Consider the following 19,500-nt stretch of genomic DNA (forward strand, 5'->3'; position numbering starts at 1 on the left):
CCGGGATATTTTTGCCTATTTGCGCCATGCGACGACTGTTCCAGCGCATCTTGATAAAATTTTGTTGGAAAATACCGGTTTACAAAACCGAGAAAGGCAGGCAACGCCCTCTTTTCCTACACTTTCCTCTTTTAACTAACGGCAAACTGACTGTTGTACAGGTTGGCGTAAAAGCCGCCTTTGGCCAAAAGCGACTCGTGGGTACCCTGCTCCACAATACGGCCCTGGTTCATCACCAGGATCAAATCCGCACCCTTGATGGTAGAAAGGCGGTGTGCCACGATAAAGCTGGTCCGCCCGCGCATCATCTCTTCAAACGCCGTCTGGATTTTCCATTCCGTGCGGGTATCGATGCTGCTGGTGGCTTCGTCGAGAATCAACATGGGCGGGTCCACCAACATAACCCGTGCAATGCACAGCAGCTGCCGCTGCCCCTGCGAGAGGTTGCCGCCATCTTCAGAAATCACGGTGTCATACCCCTGTGGGAGGCGCAGGATAAAGGAATGCGCGTGCGCTTTTTTGGCCGCCGCAACCACCTCTTCCAGACTTGCGTCCTCCCGGCCATACGCGATGTTTTCCCGCACTGTGCCGGAGAAAAGCCAGCTCTCCTGAAGCACCATGCCGTACTGTTTACGCAGGCTGTTGCGTGTGACCGACTGAATATTGTGCCCGTCCACGGAGATCGATCCGCGGTCCGCATCATAAAACCGCATCAATAGGTTGATGATCGTCGTCTTGCCGCACCCAGTCGGGCCAACGATCGCAATCCGGCTTCCACTTTTTGCAGCAATGTTCATATCCTCGATCAGCTTACGCGCAGGATCGTAGGAGAAATACAGATGCTCGACCGCCACGTCCCCTTTGCAGTGCTCCAGAACAGCCGCATCCGGGGCATCCGGCCGTTCAGATTCCTCGTCTAGGACGGCAAAGAGGCGCTCTGCAGAGGCGAATGCGGTCTGAATCTGGGTGAGCACCCCTGTCACCTCATTGAACGGCTTCGTGTACTGGTTTGCGTAGGTCAGAAAACTGGAGATTTGGCCGATCGTCAACGGCGCGGGCCAGCCTGTGATCGCGCAGACGGCACCAAAGGCCGCAACCGCGGTATAAACCATATTGTTGACAAAACGTGTGCTGGGATTGCTCAAGGACGAATAAAACTGCGCTTTTACGCCGCAGTCGTACAGCCGCCCATTGATCTCTTTAAATCGCTCCTCTGCACGGCCTTCATAGTGGAAGGTCTTGACGGTCTTCTGTCCTCCGATCATCTCCTCCACAAAGCCGGAAAGCTCTCCTTGGGTCGCCTGCTGCTCGACAAACTGCCGGTGGGTCAGCCGGGCGATAAAGGCCGCTACGAACAGTGAAAGCGGCGTGACCAAAACCACCACCACCGTAATCACCGGACTGATGGTCAACATAAACAGCAAAGTACCGACGATCGTCACAACACCGGTAAAAAGCTGGGTGATCCCCTGCAACAAGCCGTCGGACACCTGATCCACATCGTTGACAATGCGGCTGATCAGATCCCCGTGCGCGTGGCCGTCGATGTATTTCAGCGGCAGTGTATTGATCTTCTCATACGTCTGGATGCGCAGATCGCGCACCGTCTTATAGCTGACGCGGTTGGTGCAATAGGTCATCAGCCATTGGAAGGCCGCGCTGACCACAATCGTGACCGCCAAAGTGATTAGGACAGGGACCATGGCAGCAAAATCCACCTGGTCCGGGCCGATCACATAGTCGATGGCCCGTCCAACCAAGATGGGACCATAGAGCGTCAAGGACACATTGATGATGGCGCTGACCAACGCCAAAAGCAGGAATCCCGCGTGAGGCTTCGCATAGCGCAGCAGACGCTTCAAGACAGATTTATTGATCCCGGACTTTTTCATTAGCGCGCCGCCTCCTCTCTGCTCAACTGGGAAAGGCAGATTTCCCGGTAGACCTCACAGCTCTCCATAAGCTCTTCATGCGTCCCCAGGCCCGCCATAGTGCCGTCGTCCAGCACAAGGATGCGGTCTGCAGCTTTCACCGTGCTCACGCGCTGGGAGACCATTAAAACCGTCATCCCCTGCGTCTCCGCTTTCAGCGCGCGCCGCAGGGCTGCGTCCGTTGCAAAGTCCAGCGCGCTGGCACTATCGTCCAAAATGAGGATTTCCGGCTTCCCCGCGAGCGCGCGGGCGATGGTCAGACGCTGCTTTTGGCCACCAGAGAAATTCTTTCCGCCCTGGCTCACTGGGCTCTCCAACCCAAGCGGCAGACGGTCAACGAAATCTTTCGCTTGTGCGATTCGCAGGGCGTTTTCCAGCTCCTGTTGGGTCGCATGGGCGTTTCCCCAGCGCAGATTGCTCGCAATCGTGCCGGAAAAGAGCTCCGCGAGCTGTGGAACCATTCCCACTTTCTCGCGAAGCTGTGAAAAGGGATATTCCTTTACATTGATTCCTTCCACGGAAACAGAACCCTCAGTGACGTCGTAAAACCGCGGAATCAAGCTGACCAGCGTCGATTTTCCGGAACCAGTGCCACCGATGATCCCGATCGTCTCCCCTTTTCTTATAGTAAAGTCTAAATCCTTTACAGCGTATTTTTCTCCATGCTCTCCCCCGTCTCCACTATAGGAGAAACTCACATGCGAAAAAGCGATTTCCGGCGCGCCCTGCTTGGGCGAAACCGGCCCATTCGCCGGTTCCGGGACGGATGTTTCCGTCTCAAGCACCTCGTTGACGCGGCCCGCAGAGGCAGCCGCCTTGGTAAAGGTGACCACCAAATTCGCCACAACAATCAGCGCCAGCAATGTCTGCGACATGTAGTTGACAAAGGCGATGACCTCGCCCTGTGTCATCCCGCCGGAAGTCACGCGCATTCCGCCGAACCAAACGATCGCGATCACGGCGAAATTCATAATCAAGTATGTGAGCGGGTTTAAAAGCGCGGAGAGCTTTCCAACCCGGATGGCGGTATCCGTCTGGTCGTTGGCAGCTGTGCGGAATCGCGCCTCCTCATGGTCCTGCTTCGAAAACGCGCGGATGACGCGCGCGCCGCTCAACCCTTCGCGGGAAATCAGCGAAATACGGTCAAGCTTTTTCTGCATGACTTTGAAATACGGCACCGACCGGCTCATGACCAAATAAAGCACCAACCCGATGAGCGGTGTCGCCACCAAAAAGACAATAGCAAGTGGAAGATCGATCAACATTGCCATCACTACGGCGCCGAGCGCCAAAAATGGCGCGCGGATCACCAGGCGGATTAACATTGCCACCGCATATTGAAGCTGGTTGACGTCGTTTGTAATGCGGGTGATCAGCGACGGCGTGCCGAAGCGGTCGATCTCCTTATGGGAAAATGTGTTGATATGGCGATACATCTCATTTCGCAGGACCGTTCCAAACCCCTGCGAAGCAATGGAGGCCATTTTCTGACAGACCAGCGCACAGCACAGGCCAACAACGCCCAACAGGAGCATCACGCCGCCCATGCGCCAGACATAGCCGACGTCCCCGGTGCGTACACCGTTGTCGATGATATCCGCTGTCACAATTGGTACAATCAGTTCAAAGACGGCTTCCGTCAATTTGAAGATAGGGCCCAGGATGACCTGCAGCCGGTAATTCTTCAGGAAGCGTGCGAGTTTTCGCATGAGACCAAATCCTTTTCTTTAACATATCCTCTATTTTACCTCCATTGGACAGAAATAGCAATTTATTTTGCTGGCTACTTCCAAAAAACGAATTTCTTCTGTGGTATTCTTTCACTGACATAAAAAGACAAAAAAGCAGAAATTTCTTTGTATGATTTGTCCCTTGTTTTCTATAAATAATCTGTTAAAATTTATATATAAGAAATAAGTCGATAATATTCACTGTAAAACTGAATATATAGACGATGGAGGTGCAAATGTCTCGCCTTTCCCAGCGGGCAGATAGAACGATCGATTATCTGCGTCAAGGAAGGCATTTGTATCTATTTCTAGGTTCTACACAATGGAGGAATTGCTATGAAAAAGAGAAATATGTCTTGGGTTGCGCTTTTGTTGTCCTTTGTCTTGTTCTTCGCCCCATTTCCAACGTCCTTTGCCGCGGTGGAGCCTTATGTGGAAAGCGACACCACCATGGACTTCACAAAGGCACAGGGTGATTACTATTGGTTCAAATTCACTGTCCACGGCTCGCATGCAGACCCGCAGATCGCCGCAGGAAACGGGACTGTCCTCAAGACGGGAAATTGCAAGAAGCTGAAAAATGCCGAAGGCGAGGATGAATACCGCTTCCAGGTATGGGCAATCGGAAAACCAGGCGAGGCATCTGCCATCTACACTACACTCCCAGGGCAAGAACCCGTCAAGCACTGTGTCATCACCGTAGGCGATCCGTTACCATCCACAAGCAACCGGCAAACTGCCACAGAAACCTCTTCCACAAAGCAGGGGCGGACCATCTATGTGACTCGGACTGGGAAAAAGTATCACTATAACAACCACTGCAACGGCGGCACTTACTACGAATCGACCCTGGAGCAAGCGTTGGCCCGCGGCTTGGAGCCCTGCAAAAAATGCGTTGGATGACCTCCTCCCTTTTTTGATACACAAAGAAGCCCTCCGGTTTTGCGAGACCGGAGGGCTTCTTGTCTTTTGCCACCGTGCGGGATCGTTAACTCTGCAACCCCTTCAGAACCGTTTTCCGTTCCAGATGGACGGCCAGCGCAGCGAACCCTACTCCGACGGCCAGGTAGACGGCTTTTGCAATCCATCCGGCGGCCGGTAAGGCAAACGCGGGATCCAATTGCTCCAATGTCAGCGGATATTTGGAGAAAAAGGTTGCTCCAAAGAGATCCCACTCCAACGGCAATGGCAGTAAGTTGGCCGCCAGTGCCACAGGCGCCAGCACAAGAAGCAGCGCCGGATGGAGTCGTCCCGCCATCATGCCGATCCCCAATACCAGAGCCAGCGCCGGCAGCAGGGAGATCAAAGCGGGAAGGAGCAAATCGTTTAAGGAAACGGCTGGGCCGAAAAGCACAAGCAAAAATATGGTTCCAAGCGTATACACACCGAAAGCCAACAGCAGCCAGGCCGTTACAGCAGCCCCGCATTTCACCAAAAGATAGCTTCCCGCATCCACGGGGGTCGCCGCCGTCAAAATGTTCACCCGGCGGGCCTCCTTGGAGAATACGTTCCACAGAAAGAAGAGCAATGCCACGGATAAAAGAGGCAGCTCCTGCGCCAGGTAATATCCAAAACTCCATGAGGAAAACGGCGCCGTATGCGCTACGCCTTGGATGACTTCCCTGTTCAGCGTCTGCCAGCCAAAAAAGAGACAGATCACCAGCAGGCCCAGAAAAAACTTGTTGCATACGGCCCGCCGCAGTTCATACCGAAAGATCTTACGCAAGGTCCAAATCCTCCTCTGTCAGAGCGCAAGCGCTCAGAAAATCTTGATATGTGAGATACGGGTATGTGGGATCAAGCTCACGGGTGAAAAGTTTGGCGAGGATCGCATCCATCTCTTCCTCTCCGCCAACGAGCTGCTCTGCCTTCAGGATCTTCAGCGGCATCTCGCAGTAGCGCCGCACACTCGAAAGGCTGTTCACAATATCTGCACGGTACTGTTCCGGCAACCGCTCCAGATACTCTGGATGGCGGACATAAAAATTTTGATAATAATCGTCCACCTGCTTTTGCCAAACATCCACATAGTTCTGTTTCGCATAGGCCTCGCCGTATTGCTCCTTCATCATCCGGTAAGTGGTGTAGACGGTCAACCCTTCCGCAGACCAGACATCTGTATAAGATTCCGGGGCAAACATGTTTCCAAGCCCCCACCACTGGTGGACAATCTCGTGGGCCAACACTTCACTTCCCCCAGCGCCTTTGAGAGGATCCTTCAACCCCTGTTCGTTGAAGCTTTCCTCCCCCATCACACTTGCACCAGCCGCGGCATAGCCGCCGCCGACATTGCAGATCTCGATCAATTTCATGGTGCCATCCCCATAAAATGAGAGCGGGCCGTAGTGTTCCGTGCAATAGTCAAACACTCGTTTCAAAACGCTGTCTACATTGCATTCCCGCATCACGCGCTCGTGTTTCGCGCTGTAATAAAACGCAACGTCGATTCCCGCGGCGTCAATGTGGTGCGATATGTAGTCCCCGGCATAGAGGATGATGCTTTGCCCGCTGTCAGTCAGCTTCCAGTGGACGGTGCCGTCCGGATTTTCGCCGGCCTGTTCGACCGTTCCCTCGGCAAAGAGCACCGGGGTCATGCCCTTTGGCAGGTCGATCTCCGCTGTGTAGGGCGGCGGCTCCTGGGTCTCCCAGACGAAATCCTTTGGTAAAGGAGCAAAATTCTGGTTTGCCAGGTAGAGGTAGTCGCGGCTGATCTCCAAGCTCCCCTGGCTGAGTTCCTGAAGGTTCCACTCCTGCGGGAACCCACCGTAGGCAACCTCCAACTCGATCTCCTCCTCCGCGGGCAAATCGACCTCCACCGTCTTGGTGTTTTGATCGTCGTCGTTGCAATCCCGGAAGGCCACCGAAGTCTGGTTCGCTGTGACCGATGAAACCCTGTAACCCGGGTTCACATATAAGGAAATCGTCTGCGGTTTCCCGCTGGTGTTATGCAGGGAATAGAGCGCCGTGCCGTAGAAGCGGCCTGTGGAGAGATTGGGCCTTGCCTCCACATGGATCGCGTCAAAAAACACATACTCGTTATAGGCGATATTGTAGTAGGCATCCATGTCGATCTCCGCCTTGCTATGGTCCAAGAACGGCTGATAGGTATAGACGACATAGCCGGAAAGCAGACATACCACAACCAACAATGGTAGATACACCTTGCGGACGTTCCTTGCAGCCGATCCAAAAAGTCCTTTTCCATACCGCCGGACGCAGAGGAAGGAAACAGCGCAGAGCCCGCACAGAAGCAGCAGCCAGAACAGCCGGTTGTACAGTACGGACTGTAAAAGCCGGGTGTTCCCGAAATCATCGGACATTGAATAGACCGGCGGGTTGATCCAGCGGAGCAGCCAGCTTTCGCTCCAAGCGGTCATACTGAGCAGAGCGAACGCGGCAAACAGCACCAATGTGAGATCCAGCCGCCGGGAAATCTGGTACGCCGACGCCGTAAAGAGGATCGCAAAGAGAGTAGAAGGCAGCATGAAGGAGAGGTATACCGCCACATAAAGCCATCCCCGGAAGACCGATCCGGTCTGTAGCATCGTGAACGGCATCCAAGCAATCAGGGTCACCGCCTGGGCCGTCAGCGCAGCGAGAGACAGCGCACCGATCCGGCAAAATCCCATGCAAAGCGGCGAAAGCATCGCATCGGTTAGAAGATCGACGCGGGAGCGGTGGCTGCGGCTGCATTCCAGCGCGGTTAACAGGGCGAATATGACAGCGCTACCGATCCCACCGGCTAACGCTGGATTCCCCAGGTATGCCCCTGTCAGGGAGACGGAGTATGCAGCTTCAGAAGAGGAGGCCAACGGCCTATAAAGCCAAAGGCCAGCCGCCGGGGACAATCCCGTGACCGCAATTGCCAACCAGGTCAACCGGTTTCGGAACAGCCGCCCAATTTCCACCCGGAAGAGGGACCAAGCTTTCATTGCAGCTCCCCCTCCCCGGTAATCCAATACAGATATGCGTCCTCCAGGGAGGGCTCAACCGGCTCGGCAAAAGGCGGCAATTCCGCCGCTACGCCCCGGCAAGCCACCCCTCTGGCTGTATTGACACGCGAGGTGATCTGTAAATGGCTGTCCGCCCGGCTCTCCTCACTCTCCAAAAACACCCCCACGTGTCCTTGCGCTGAAGCAATGAGCGCTTCCGGCGTCCCGGTGAAAAGAATCCTCCCGCGGTCAATGACGATCAGCTGGTTGCACACCGATTGGACATCCTCGATGATATGGGTGGATAAGAGGACAATTTTGTCCTGTGCCGTCCGGGAGAAAAAGTTGCGAAAGTGAATGCGCTCTTCCGGGTCCAGTCCCACCGTGGGCTCGTCCAGGATCAGGAATTCCGGCTCTCCCAAAAGGGCTTGCGCGATTCCAACCCGCTGGCGTTGTCCTCCGGAGAGCGTCCGGATGCGCGCCTTGCGCTTTTCCACAAGGTTTGCCGCTTCCATGGCCCTATCGATGGCAGCGCGGCTGTCCCGGATTCCCTTCAATGCCGCCATATAATCGAGAAACTGCCAAACCGTCAGTTCTTCGTACAGCCCAAAGGATTGAGGGAGGTAGCCCAGACGCGCCTTCAGCGCCTTTTCGCAGGCTTGCAGGGGTGTCCCGTCCACGGAAATGGTGCCGCTGGACGGCAGCAGTCCAGCCACCAGGAGCTTCATCAGCGTGGACTTTCCCGCGCCGTTTGGCCCCAGCAGGCCGATCAGATTGGGGCTTTCCAGCGTAAGATCCACATCCCGGAGGGCTTGTTTCCCTGTAGGATATGTCATGTTTAGTTGTTCAATAGCAATCCGCATGAATGGTTCCATCCTTTCCAAAATTGGGATGCCTCTATCATACGGAATCCATTTGGAGCCGCTGTGCAGTTTTTTTGTAGTTTTTATGGAGAAACAGACCCATTTTGAGATGATATGCCCCTAGCCCCATTTTGCAGGAAGTCCCGCTATTTTTTACAACATTTTCTATGAGGCCTCTTATCTTTTCATAGATATCTTCTATAGCATACTTTTCAAAAGTTTTGGGAATACAGCAATTCAAACAGGGGATATTGTTCCAATCCATGTTGGAACTCCATATAGCCCTGTACGACATTAGGAAAAGAATCCTCCATTCTTACACTTTTGTAAGCTGGCCGCCCAAGACGGGAAAAGTGTGGTACAATCGGAGGGGATTACAAAACGGGAGGGCTCGCTGTGAATCGATTGTTTCTTTTGGAAGACGATGACAGCCTGATCGATGGGCTACAATATGTATTGACAAAAAATGGGTACGAAGTGGAAGTCGCCAGATCAGTGGCACAAGCGCGGCTTCTCCTGGCGGAACGTCCACCATATGACCTTCTTCTGTTGGACGTGACCCTACCGGACGGAACAGGCTTCTCTGTGTGCGAACAGGTGCGCCGGACGGGCAGCGCTGTGCCAATCCTATTTTTGACCGCAGCCGATGAGGAAACCAGCGTCATCCGCGGCTTGGACTGCGGTGGGGACGACTACTTGACAAAACCATTCAAACTTGGAGAATTATGTTCGCGTATTCGTGCCCTATTGCGACGCGCAGGAATGCCGCGACAGGAAGAAGCCCTATGCAGCGGCCCCCTCCGGATCGACCTATTGGGCAGCAAGGCAACGCTGGATGGCCATCCCCTGGAACTGACTGGAATGGAATACCGGCTACTTTGCGTCCTGGTGCGCAACGCCAACCGTATTGTCACCCGCGGCGCTCTACTGGATATGCTCTGGGACGGAAACGGAAACTTCGTGGACGACAATACCCTCTCGGTGTATATGCGGCGGCTGCGCGGAAAGGTCGAGCAGGACCCCTCCCATCCAGAGCACTTGTTGACTATCCGCGGCTTTGGATACCAGTGGAAGGAGGCGGGCGAATGAACTTTTTACAAGAATCTGTTTTGCGCCGGTATTTCGCATTCTTACTCCTATTTTTAGCGTTGCTAACCGGATTCGGAATACTGTATGGGACGAACTGCATACAGGCCGAAAAAAATCTGCTGCTTGCGCATGACCGCGCATTTGTCTCATCCCTCCTAGAGGAAGACATCCCTCCGGAGACGATTCTCCGCGCGCTCAAACAAGCAAAGGAAACCGAACGGGGCGCCGCTTTGCTGCGGCAGAGCGGCTGGACGGAACGGACCTCCGCCCTTTTTTTGCCCCAAGTCCGGCAGGCGGCTGCCGTATCCATGGGGACCGCTGTGGGAGGGGTTCTTTTGCTGGCTCTGTTTCTGATGGGTGGCTCTCTCTTCTTTCTGACGCGGTTGGACCGCCTCTACCGGCGGGCGGGCGAGGCCGTGGAACGATTCTCCGGAGGCGATTTCACTCGCCGCCTGCCGCGCGGCCGAACCGGATCGTTCTCCCATCTGCTCGCCGCAGTGGACGAACTGGCCGTGGCACTGCAATCCAAAAGCGAGGCAGAGCGCAAGGCCAAGGAATTTCTCAAGGACGCGCTCTCGGACATCTCCCACCAACTTAAAACGCCTCTGGCAGCACTGGCAATGTACAATGAAATCATCCTGGAAGAGCCGGAAAACCGTACTACCGTTCAGGAATTTTCTCAAAAGGCAGCGCAAGCCCTCTCCCGAATGGAAGGGCTGATCGGCACTCTATTAAAGGTAATGCGCTTGGACGCGGGCAGCGTCCCCTTCGAAAGGGGGATTTACACGATGCAGGAGCTGGTGCTCCGATCAACAGAAGAACTCACAACACGTGCGCAGCGGGAGGGGAAACACATCTGCTTCGACGGCCCGCCGGAGGAACGGATCTTCTGCGACTTAGCCTGGACGAGCGAAGCGGTCGGCAATCTGGTAAAAAACGCGCTGGACCATACAGAGATGGGCGGCGAGGTTTGTCTATCATGGCAGCGTTCGCCCTTGACGCTCCGCCTGTCTGTGGAGGACAATGGGTCTGGCATCCCACCGGAAGAGCTCCCGCACATTTTTAAGCGTTTTTACCGCGGCAAATCTTCCCAGACAAAGCAAGGAGTGGGGCTGGGCCTGCCGTTAGCCAAGTCCATTGTAGAGGGACAGGACGGCGTTCTGACGGTTCAGAGCACACCCGGACGCGGAACAATCTTCACGCTCTCCTTCCTTACCAAAACGTAAGATACCATTCACCGGAACGTAAGGTGCAGACCGTATGATGGAAGCGATCTGATAAGGAGGTATCCTATATGGAAGTATTGCGTGTAGAGAACCTTTGCAAAGTATACGGCAAAGGAGAAACAAGAGTGGAGGCGTTGAAAAACGTCTCGTTCTCCATGGAAAAAGGTGAATTTGCAGCAGTGGTCGGGGAATCCGGCTCCGGCAAAAGCACGCTGTTACACTGTATCGGCGGGTTGGAGCAACCTTCCTCCGGACACGTCTACCTGGATGGCCGGGATCTGTTTGCACTGCGAGAAAACCAGCGCACGATCTTCCGGCGGCAAAACATCGGGTTTATTTTTCAATCCTTCCAGCTGGTGGAGGAATTAACAGTGGAGCAGAATATCGTCTTCCCCCTCCTGCTGGATGGACGCAAACCAGATGAGGCACGTGTGGAGGAGCTTTTATGGATACTGGGATTGATGGAGCGCCGTCATCATCTGCCGAGCCAGCTTTCAGGCGGGCAGCAACAGCGCGTGGCAATCGGGAGAGCGCTGATCGCCAAACCGATGTTGGTCCTGGCGGACGAGCCCACAGGCAACCTGGATTCGAAAAACAGCCAAGATGTTGTTGAACTCTTACACCGCGCCTCACGGCACTACCGGCAGACCGTTCTGATGATCACTCACAATGTACACTTGACGGATGCGGTGGACCGCGTGTTGCAGGTTTCGGACGGCGAGTTGCGCGATTGGGGAGGGATGCAGGAATGAAACGCTATCTGGACCTCATCCCGATCTCCGCCAAACGGCACCGGAGGCAAAGCCTTATGACGCGGCTGTGTATCTTTTTAGCTGTATTCCTTGTAACAGCAATCTTTGGGATGGCAGATATGGAACTGCGCTCTCAACGGCAACAGGCGATTATGGATGGCGGCAATTGGCACATTGCTTTCCGGGACATCACAGAAGAACAAGCCGCGCGCATTGCCGCCTGGCCAGAGGTGAAAACATCTTCCTGGTATGGCGTTGTGAATTATGATTGCGACGAGGGGTACACCCTTTCCGGGATCAAAACAGCCATCTGCGGCGCTGACCCCGCTTGGATGGGAATGTTCCCCGCTGTCCAGGTGGAGGAGGGTTCCTTCGATGCCGAAGGCAGCGGTGTACTGCTAACAGAGAACGCCCGCGCGCGCTTGGATGTACAGGTGGACGACTTCATCCAGCTATATACCCCGGACGGGCGAGTCCTAGATCTACAAGTCACAGGCTTTGTGACCAACACCGCCATGTTGGACCACGAGGACGCGTTCGGTTTGGTTATGAACACGCAGACTTTCCGCTCCTATTTTTCTGGAGATACGGCACAGGACGCAGATTCCGTTTATTATGTGCAATTTTCGCCGCTTTGCCGCATCTTACAGGTAGTAGAATCGATCAAAACAGAGCTGCATTTAACCGACGCACAAGTTTTTCCCTATGGAAAACTCTTGGGCTTAATGGGCCAAAGCGATGACCCCTTAATGCTGCGCCTGTATCTGACCGCAGCGGTACTGGCAGTCCTCGTGGCGACGGCCGGCATACTGATGATCGCCAGCAGCCTAAACAGCAACATCGCCCAAAGGATTTCATTCTTCGGTCTGTTGCGTTGCCTGGGGGCAACACGCAAACAGGTGGCGCGCTTTGTCCGTTTAGAGGCGCTAAACTGGTGTAAAACGGCAATTCCGCTGGGGCTTGCGGCAGGCACGGCACTCGTTTGGGTACTCTGCTCCCTGCTTGTGAAGCTCAGCCCCACCTATTTTGCCGGGATGCCAGCTTTTGGGATCAGTGGAATTGGCCTTACCTGTGGGGTTGTGATTGGCTTAGTGACCGTCCTGCTCGCAGCACGTGCGCCTGCAAAGCGTGCAGCAAAGGTCTCGCCTCTGTGCGCTGTCTCCGGAAATGCAACCCCCGTCTCGCCGGTACGCCGTGCAGCAAATACGCGCTTGTTCCGTGTGGACACTGCACTGGGGGTCCGTCATGCCACGGCCAGCAAAAAGAATTTCTTTCTGATGGTCAGCTCCTTTGCGTTCAGCATCATCCTATTCCTAGCGTTCAATATGGCGATAGATTTTATGCATCAGTCTATCACACCACTGCGTCCGTATTCCGCAGACCTGTCAATCATCAGCGCAGACCAAACCTGTTCCATCCCACCCGAGCTAGGACAGCATCTTGCAGAGGACCCGGTGGTCAAGCGTGTGTATGGGCGGATGTTTGCTTATGGGATTCCCGCTACCATTGATGGCCAAGAGGGGACTGTGGACCTGATTTCCTACGAAATCAACCAGTTTGGATGGGCCTCCGGCTCCCTCCTAGAGGGTTCCATTGATGAATCCCTGAACGGAAATGGACTCCTTGCGCTCTATGGCAACGGAACCACGCGCCATACCGGCAGCACGGTGACCGCAGACTTTGGGACGGGCACACAAACGCTCACCGTTTCAGGGGTACTGTCTGATTGCCCGTTCCAAAGCGAACCTGGTGTGGAAATCTTCATTTGTTCAGAGGGAACCTTCCGCACGTTAACTGGGCAGGATGGATACACAATCCTGGACCTACAGTTGAACGCAGATGCAACCGACGCAGACGTTGAAGCGATCCGTACCCAAGTGGGCAGCGGCACCACCTTCTCAGACGACCGGCGCTCAAACAGCGAGGCCATTGGCGCCTACTATTCGTTTGCATTGTTTGTTTACGGGTTTCTCTCTGTAATCGCTCTGATCGCGGTTTTCAACATTGTAAACAGCATCTCCATGAGCGTGTCCGCGCGGGTACGGCAATACGGCGCTATGCGGGCCATCGGTATGAGCAGCCATCAACTGATGCGAATGGTAGCGGCGGAGGCTGCAACCTATTCACTGTTTGGCATTCTAGTGGGTTGTGCAGTTGGGCTCCTAGCAAATTGGTTCTTATTCCGAATCACGGTTACGGCCAACTGGGGAATCCCGTGGTATATCCCATGGGCAGCACTGGGCTTGATTGTCCTATTGGTGGCATTCTCTGCCGCACTGGCAGTTCGCGGTCCCTCCCAGCGTATCCGCCGCATGTCCATCGTTGAAACCATCCACGCGGAGTAGCATTTCTCACATGCACATTCCCCTCTGATTGCCCAATGTCCCTAGAATTAAAGCGCCTACACCTTGCTTGGTCATCTGCTTTCCTCAGATTCCTGTCTTGAAAATCCTACCGATTGGAACAACAAACAACCCCCTCAAAGAATGAACAAAACGTTCATCCCTTGAGGGGGTTCTTTCGCTTGTTAGGATTTTTCAACACGATTCCCCATTTGTGGAACCGTTCACCGCACACTCCGGAGCCTCTGCTGGGACCGTTTCTTTGGGGTGCTCCTCCTTTGGCTTTTCCCGGAATGGGAGGATATATTTTTTCACGATCAGGCCCTCGTACTTGAGCTTAAACTGTACGCGCCCGAAAAAGCGGTGCTGGCAATGGCGGCAGATGAATTCTGCACGATAGCTCTTGTTTTTAAGCTGCCATTCACTTACACGGTGTGCCCGCCGCCCGCACACATCACAGTTAAAGAGCATGTCGCTGCGCTTGATCAGTGGGTTAGACAAGTCGCAGATCACTACGGTCTTAAATTGGATGCGACGGTAAAACTCTGCATCGGCCTCTTGCACAAAGGGGGCAAGGCTCTCCGGCGTATAAAGCTTTTGCAAGCAACGCAGCGAAAGCAGGCTATCTCCTAAAGCGCGATGATGATCAAAGCCGTCCTCATCGATCTCCAAAAGCTGGGCCGATGTGGAAAGTCCCATCTGCTGGGTTTTATCATAGTGGAGCATTTCCTCGCAGTACGCCTGCAAATTGACATAATACTGTAAAAACGGGATATGCTCATCGCCGCAGAAGTAACGGCAATTCTCGATTAGCGCAAGGATGTCGGACGTGCCCCAGGTCATAAGGACCGCGTCGCCCATCCATTTTTTAAAGCGGCTGATGACCTGCATATATTGTAGGCCGCCCGCGAGATCCTCATTCGTAATGCTTGTGAGCGTGCGGATCTTGCCGCTGATCTTCTTTCCCACCTGCGGCCGGACCAGCGCCTCAAAAGTGTCGATGATATGAAGCTGTTCGTCCACCTTGACCGCGCCGAACTCAATGATCTCGTTGATAAAGCTCTTGATGCGGCGGCTATAGGTTCCATTCCATTCCAGGTCGAGTATTACAAAATTCATAAGATCGGCCGTACCTCCAAGTGGAATTCCGCGCAGGATTATTTTTTCCGGCTTGCCATCTTCATGCGCGTTTCCTTATCAAGGATCTTTTTGCGCATACGGATGCTCTTGGGTGTAACCTCGACCAGCTCGTCGTCCTTGATGAATTCGAGGCACTGTTCCAAGCTGAGGATGCTTGGCGGGACCAACTTGAGCGCTTCGTCGGACCCAGCTGCACGGGTGTTGGTGACATGCTTTTTCTTGCATACATTCACTACAATATCTTCACTCTTAGGGCTGACGCCGACGATCATGCCTTCATAGACTTCCAGGCCGGGGCCGACAAACATACGGCCACGGTCTTGCGCTTGCCAAAGGCCATAGCCGGTGGTCTCCCCCGCCTCGTGCGCGATCAAAGACCCCTGCTGGCGGCTCTGTAAATCGCCCTTATAGGGTTCGTAGCAGTCGAACACATTGTTCATGATGCCGTTTCCGTTGGTGTCGCTGAGGAATTCCTGGCGGTACCCCATCAAACCACGCGCTGGAATTTTGAATTCCAGATGGGTCACGCCGGTGTCGCGCGTGCCCATATTGACAATTTCTGCCTTGCGGGAGCCGAGTTTTTCCATGACGACGCCGACGTAATTGTCCGGCACCTCAATCATGAGCAGTTCGATCGGCTCGCAGCGTTTCCCGTCAATCTCTTTATAAATGACCTGCGGGCTGGAAACCTGGAACTCATATCCCTGACGGCGCATCTGCTCAATCAGGATCGAGAGATGCAACTCACCGCGTCCACTCACCTTAAACGCCTCGGTGGTGTCAGTTTCCTCCACGCGCATGGCGACGTTGGTCTCAACCTCTTTGAACAGGCGGTCGCGCAGGTTGCGGGAGGTGACGTACTTGCCCTCGCGCCCTGCAAAGGGGCTGTTGTTGACCATAAAGATCATGGAAACGGTCGGCTCGTCGATCTTGACAAACGGCAAAGGTTCGATGCAGTCGGGCGAGCAAATGGTCTCCCCGATGTTCAGATCTGTGATGCCGGAAACTGCCACGATGTCGCCAAGCTTTGCGCTTTCCACCTCGACGCGTTTGAGGCCTTCAAACTGATACAGCTTAACAACCCGGACGTTCTTCGTGGTACCGTCGCGGTGGCAAAGCACGACATTTTCGCCGTCATGCACCTCGCCGCGCTCCACACGGCCGATGCCGATACGTCCCACATAATCGTCATAGTCCACATTGGAGAAGAGCACCTGTGTCGGGCCGTTCAGCTCACCCGTAGGCGCAGGCACTTCTTTGAGGATCATATCAAACAGCGGCTTCATGTCCTTACCGGGCACTGCGGGGTCCAGCGTCGCATAGCCGTCCCTGCCGGATGCATACACCACAGGGAATTCGAGCTGGTCGTCGTTGGCCCCCAACTCGATAAAGAGGTCTAAAACCTCGTCTACAACCTCAGCTGGGCGCGCACCGGGCCGGTCAATTTTATTCACTACAACGACAGGCTTTTTCCCAAGGCCCAAAGCTTTTTTCAACACAAAGCGTGTCTGAGGCATACAGCCTTCAAAAGCGTCCACCAGCAGCAGAACGCCGTCCACCATCATGAGGATGCGCTCCACCTCGCCTCCAAAATCGGCGTGACCAGGCGTATCGACAATGTTGATCTTTGTATCCTGATAGATGACCGCCGTATTTTTGGAGAGGATGGTGATGCCGCGTTCCCTCTCCAGATCATTGGAGTCCATCACACGCTCCGCAACCTCCTGGTTCGCGCGAAAAATGCCGCTCTGCTTCAGGAGCTGATCCACCAAGGTAGTCTTCCCATGGTCGACGTGGGCAATGATGGCGATATTTCTCAGGTCGTTTCTTACATCCATATATGATCCCTCTTCTTTAAAATTCACAAACGTTTATTATTATAACATACTCCGCGCAACAGTGGTATGGATTTTGTCATAAAATTTTCTATGGGGACGTGCGCAGTTTTTCTTCGTTTTGCACGGACGTGCCTTCTGCTAAAAACTATATTGCGTAGCTTTTCGAAAGCCATCGCTTGCGCAAGGCTTTCGAAAAACAAAAAAACGGCTCCTCACATTGTGAGGAGCCTAATATGGAGCGAACGACGAGGCTCGAACTCGCTACCTCCACCTTGGCAAGGTGGCGCTCTACCAGATGAGCTACGTTCGCATATCTTGCATCCGTTTTGCTTGGTGCGTGGATTATTATACGACAGCCTTTCCAGTTTGTCAACACCTTTTTCCAAATTTTTTTAAATGGATTTGAGCATCCTCCTAATAGGGTTTCCCATTTTGAGCTGGACATGCTATAATACAATATCATATATTATCATGTGTTGTACTTTTTTGGCATCATGTCATTTCGAATCGAACAACTGGAGGGAGCCATTTGTACTTACTCAACCTGGGCGCTTGGAACACAATCTTTGCTGTGCCGTGCGCCGTTGTGGATCAATATCTAAAGATTGCCAGCCCAAACCAGCTAAAGGTGCTGCTCTGGGTCCTGCGCCATGCGGACCACGGCTTTGAACCGAAAGAACCCGCACAGGCGCTTGGCCTTTCAGAAGATGCCGTCGAGGAAGCGCTGCTCTTCTGGCAGCAAGACGCCAATCTGCTGACAATTAACGGCGTGGAGATCAAACCTACAGCGGACGGGACGCAGGCGATTCCCGCAGATTCCCCTTCCCCCGCTGTGCCGGCCGTTGCTGCTCCTGTGCCAGAACCTCCTGCCAAGGCCAGGCCCGCATCGATTCTCACCCGCCCGCAAAAACCGGACAATGCATTCGTTGCCAAACGGATGGCGGAATCGGAAGAAATCGCTTATCTGATGCAGGACGCCCAACGCATCCTGGGACGGCTGCTGAGCAACGGCTGTTCTGCAACACTTTTAATGTTGCACGACGACTTCGGCCTCCCAGTGGATGTCATCTTGATGCTATTGCAATATGCGGCCAATGCAGGCAAAACAAGCACCCGGTATATCGAAAAGGTCGGTATGGATTGGGCGGAGGAGGAAATTTTTACCCATCAAAAAGCGGAAGAGAAGCTGCGCAAAATTGCGGAAAATGCCAAGGCGTGGCGCGTGGTGGAACAAACCTTGGGCATTGCGCACCGCTCCCCCACTGCCAAAGAAGAAACCCTTGCCGCTGCATGGGTCAACGACTGGGGCTTTTCCCCCGCGCTACTGCGCGAAGCATATGAGCGCTGCGTAGATACAAAAGGTCAACTGAGCCTGAGCTACATGAATGGCATCCTCTCCCGCTGGCACGAACAGGGCATTACGACGCTCCAGCAGGCACAAGAGGAGAAACTGCGCAAGGCCGCAGCCCGTAAGCAGGAATCTGCTGCAAAAAGCACCTATGACATTGACGAGTTCGAGCGCTCCGGCGCCTTCGATCATTTTAATGGGGAGTGACAGAAGTGGGATACAGCAAAGAGGTCTATCTGGCCGCAGCTACAGCGTTATCGGAACAAAAAGCACGCGCAGAACAGGAAGCGGAGGCACACCGCACAGAGCTGTACAGCGCCTTTCCGCGCGCAGGGCAAATTGAGAGAGAACTTGCCTCCACAGCCATCACCGCAGCGCGGGCCGTGTTGGGCGGTGCAAACGCCAAGGAACATTTGAGCCGTCTCAAAGAACGCAACCAAGCCCTCCAAAAAGAGTTGGACGGCCTTTTGGAGCAGGCGGGCCTTCCCAAAGACTTTCTAGAACCCCATTATGCTTGCTCCTACTGTTCGGATACTGGATATGTGGACGGCCATATGTGCAGCTGTCTAAAAAAGCGCCTGCGCGCAGAGGCGTATAAAAGTTTGAATGCACTCACCCCCCTCTCCCTCTCTACGTTCGAGACGTTCTCACTCGATTACTACTCCGAACAGCCGGAGGCATCTGGACGGTCGGAACGCGGGACGATGACGCGCGTCCTGGATGTCTGCATGACATACGCGCAAAACTTTTCGCTACATAGTTCCAATCTGATCCTGATGGGCGGAACAGGTTTAGGAAAGACTCACCTCTCGCTTGCAATTGCAAATACAGCGATTGCCAAGGGGTTTGGTGTGGTATATAGCTCTGTGAACAACATCGTCGCAAAATTGGAACGGGAGCACTTCGGGCGTGAAGAGGAGAATGACACCAGTTCGTTGCTACTCGACTGCGACCTCTTGATCTTGGATGACCTCGGGACCGAATTCCGCACAGCGTTTTCTGTTGCAGAGATCTACAACATCGTCAACACACGCCAGATGGCGCAAAGGCCCACGATTATCAGCACGAACCTGACCATGAAAGAAATCGAAGAGCGCTACACGGAGCGCTTTGCCTCGCGCATCTTGGGCGGCTATGTGCGTCTATCGTTCTGCGGGCGGGATGTTCGCCTACAAAAGCGGATGCGCGCCGCAGACCAAAGCAACCGCTGACCCTTCTTCCAAGGACGGGCCATTATTTTTCCATAGGCCACGGCAGTACCGTTTGTAGAGCGGCTGTTTCAAGGTACATCACCCATATACAAAACAAG

At 54.1% G+C, this 19,500-nt stretch carries 15 protein-coding genes and 1 tRNA gene; 7 read left to right on the forward strand and 9 right to left on the reverse strand.

Annotated elements, in window-relative coordinates:
• Positions 1-131: 131 nt before the first annotated feature.
• Entirely contained in the window at positions 132-1,892 is a 1,761-nt protein-coding gene (locus I2E77_RS03530; protein WP_195450648.1) for an ABC transporter ATP-binding protein, read from the reverse strand.
• On the reverse strand, positions 1,892-3,640 hold the full coding sequence (locus I2E77_RS03535; protein ID WP_087234737.1) for an ABC transporter ATP-binding protein: 1,749 nt from the start codon (positions 3,638-3,640) through the stop codon (positions 1,892-1,894). Before I2E77_RS03535 ends, I2E77_RS03530 begins: the two co-directional genes overlap by 1 nt.
• Before the next feature lie 357 nt (positions 3,641-3,997).
• On the opposite strand from I2E77_RS03535, the gene I2E77_RS03540 reads away from it, so the two are divergent.
• Positions 3,998-4,564, forward strand: coding sequence for a hypothetical protein (locus I2E77_RS03540; RefSeq protein ID WP_191521102.1), 567 nt, complete (start codon positions 3,998-4,000; stop codon positions 4,562-4,564).
• 85 nt (positions 4,565-4,649) lie between these two features.
• On the opposite strand, the gene I2E77_RS03545 is transcribed toward I2E77_RS03540, so the two are convergent.
• From I2E77_RS03545 to I2E77_RS03560, 4 genes are read right to left on the reverse strand one after another with little or no spacing between them, the layout of a single operon-like run.
• Positions 4,650-5,387 (reverse strand): hypothetical protein, encoded by a 738-nt coding sequence (locus tag I2E77_RS03545; protein WP_191362991.1) that lies wholly within the window; start codon positions 5,385-5,387, stop codon positions 4,650-4,652.
• Positions 5,380-7,593 carry a M1 family aminopeptidase gene (locus I2E77_RS03550; RefSeq protein ID WP_191448639.1) on the reverse strand — a complete coding sequence of 738 codons (2,214 nt, stop codon included), beginning with the start codon at positions 7,591-7,593 and terminating at the stop codon, positions 5,380-5,382. Before I2E77_RS03550 ends, I2E77_RS03545 begins: the two co-directional genes overlap by 8 nt.
• Positions 7,590-8,456: an ABC transporter ATP-binding protein gene (locus I2E77_RS03555; RefSeq protein ID WP_087234733.1), complete on the reverse strand. Its 867-nt coding sequence runs from the start codon at positions 8,454-8,456 to the stop codon at positions 7,590-7,592. Before I2E77_RS03555 ends, I2E77_RS03550 begins: the two co-directional genes overlap by 4 nt.
• A 37-nt stretch (positions 8,457-8,493) precedes the next feature.
• On the reverse strand, positions 8,494-8,721 hold the full coding sequence (locus I2E77_RS03560; RefSeq protein ID WP_195450649.1) for a hypothetical protein: 228 nt from the start codon (positions 8,719-8,721) through the stop codon (positions 8,494-8,496).
• 131 nt (positions 8,722-8,852) lie between these two features.
• On the opposite strand from I2E77_RS03560, the gene I2E77_RS03565 reads away from it, so the two are divergent.
• The 4 genes from I2E77_RS03565 to I2E77_RS03580 all read left to right on the forward strand — a co-directional run bounded on the left by I2E77_RS03565 (position 8,853) and on the right by I2E77_RS03580 (position 13,868).
• The gene (locus tag I2E77_RS03565; protein ID WP_191362993.1) at positions 8,853-9,545 is read left to right on the forward strand and encodes a response regulator transcription factor; all 693 of its coding nucleotides are present in this window, start codon (positions 8,853-8,855) and stop codon (positions 9,543-9,545) included.
• Positions 9,542-10,771, forward strand: coding sequence for a sensor histidine kinase (locus I2E77_RS03570; protein WP_087234730.1), 1,230 nt, complete (start codon positions 9,542-9,544; stop codon positions 10,769-10,771). Before I2E77_RS03565 ends, I2E77_RS03570 begins: the two co-directional genes overlap by 4 nt.
• A gap of 68 nt (positions 10,772-10,839) precedes the next feature.
• Positions 10,840-11,523, forward strand: coding sequence for an ABC transporter ATP-binding protein (locus I2E77_RS03575; RefSeq protein WP_087234729.1), 684 nt, complete (start codon positions 10,840-10,842; stop codon positions 11,521-11,523).
• Complete coding sequence (locus I2E77_RS03580) at positions 11,520-13,868, forward strand: FtsX-like permease family protein (RefSeq protein WP_195450650.1); 2,349 nt, start codon at positions 11,520-11,522, stop codon at positions 13,866-13,868. The genes I2E77_RS03575 and I2E77_RS03580 overlap by 4 nt, the downstream gene beginning before the upstream one ends.
• Before the next feature lie 192 nt (positions 13,869-14,060).
• Here the strand turns inward: I2E77_RS03580 and I2E77_RS03585 are convergent, their stop codons facing one another.
• The 3 genes from I2E77_RS03585 to I2E77_RS03595 form a co-directional block, all read right to left on the reverse strand.
• Positions 14,061-14,984, reverse strand: coding sequence for a 3'-5' exonuclease (locus I2E77_RS03585; protein ID WP_087234727.1), 924 nt, complete (start codon positions 14,982-14,984; stop codon positions 14,061-14,063).
• Between the two features lie 38 nt (positions 14,985-15,022).
• Positions 15,023-16,843, reverse strand: coding sequence for a translational GTPase TypA (typA, locus tag I2E77_RS03590; protein WP_087234726.1), 1,821 nt, complete (start codon positions 16,841-16,843; stop codon positions 15,023-15,025).
• A 234-nt stretch (positions 16,844-17,077) separates the two neighbouring features.
• Positions 17,078-17,153: transfer RNA gene (locus I2E77_RS03595), tRNA-Gly, on the reverse strand.
• 219 nt (positions 17,154-17,372) lie between these two features.
• Here I2E77_RS03595 and I2E77_RS03600 point away from each other — a divergent pair.
• Together I2E77_RS03600 and I2E77_RS03605 are read left to right on the forward strand one after the other, a co-directional pair.
• Positions 17,373-18,398: a DnaD domain protein gene (locus tag I2E77_RS03600; protein WP_191521105.1), complete on the forward strand. Its 1,026-nt coding sequence runs from the start codon at positions 17,373-17,375 to the stop codon at positions 18,396-18,398.
• Positions 18,399-18,403: 5 nt separating this feature from the next.
• Positions 18,404-19,402 (forward strand): ATP-binding protein, encoded by a 999-nt coding sequence (locus tag I2E77_RS03605; protein WP_087234724.1) that lies wholly within the window; start codon positions 18,404-18,406, stop codon positions 19,400-19,402.
• Positions 19,403-19,500 lie beyond the last annotated feature (98 nt).

The sequence above is a fragment of the Anaeromassilibacillus sp. 1001302B_160321_C8 genome, assembly GCF_015554745.1.
In the GTDB taxonomy this organism is placed as follows: domain Bacteria; phylum Bacillota; class Clostridia; order Oscillospirales; family Acutalibacteraceae; genus Anaeromassilibacillus; species Anaeromassilibacillus stercoravium.

Excerpts from the sequence above, each read along its gene's own strand:
- I2E77_RS03535 (WP_087234737.1), bottom strand. The coding sequence starts at position 3,640 with ATGCGAAAACTCGCACGCTTCCTGAAGAATTACCGGCTGCAGGTCATC.
- I2E77_RS03555 (WP_087234733.1), bottom strand. The coding sequence starts at position 8,456 with ATGCGGATTGCTATTGAACAACTAAACATGACATATCCTACAGGGAAA.
- I2E77_RS03560 (WP_195450649.1), bottom strand. The coding sequence starts at position 8,721 with ATGGATTGGAACAATATCCCCTGTTTGAATTGCTGTATTCCCAAAACT.
- typA (WP_087234726.1), bottom strand. The coding sequence starts at position 16,843 with ATGGATGTAAGAAACGACCTGAGAAATATCGCCATCATTGCCCACGTC.
- I2E77_RS03570 (WP_087234730.1), top strand. The coding sequence starts at position 9,542 with ATGAACTTTTTACAAGAATCTGTTTTGCGCCGGTATTTCGCATTCTTA.
- I2E77_RS03580 (WP_195450650.1), top strand. The coding sequence starts at position 11,520 with ATGAAACGCTATCTGGACCTCATCCCGATCTCCGCCAAACGGCACCGG.
- I2E77_RS03540 (WP_191521102.1), top strand. The coding sequence starts at position 3,998 with ATGAAAAAGAGAAATATGTCTTGGGTTGCGCTTTTGTTGTCCTTTGTC.
- I2E77_RS03550 (WP_191448639.1), bottom strand. The coding sequence starts at position 7,593 with ATGAAAGCTTGGTCCCTCTTCCGGGTGGAAATTGGGCGGCTGTTCCGA.
- I2E77_RS03530 (WP_195450648.1), bottom strand. The coding sequence starts at position 1,892 with ATGAAAAAGTCCGGGATCAATAAATCTGTCTTGAAGCGTCTGCTGCGC.
- I2E77_RS03575 (WP_087234729.1), top strand. The coding sequence starts at position 10,840 with ATGGAAGTATTGCGTGTAGAGAACCTTTGCAAAGTATACGGCAAAGGA.
- I2E77_RS03585 (WP_087234727.1), bottom strand. The coding sequence starts at position 14,984 with ATGAATTTTGTAATACTCGACCTGGAATGGAATGGAACCTATAGCCGC.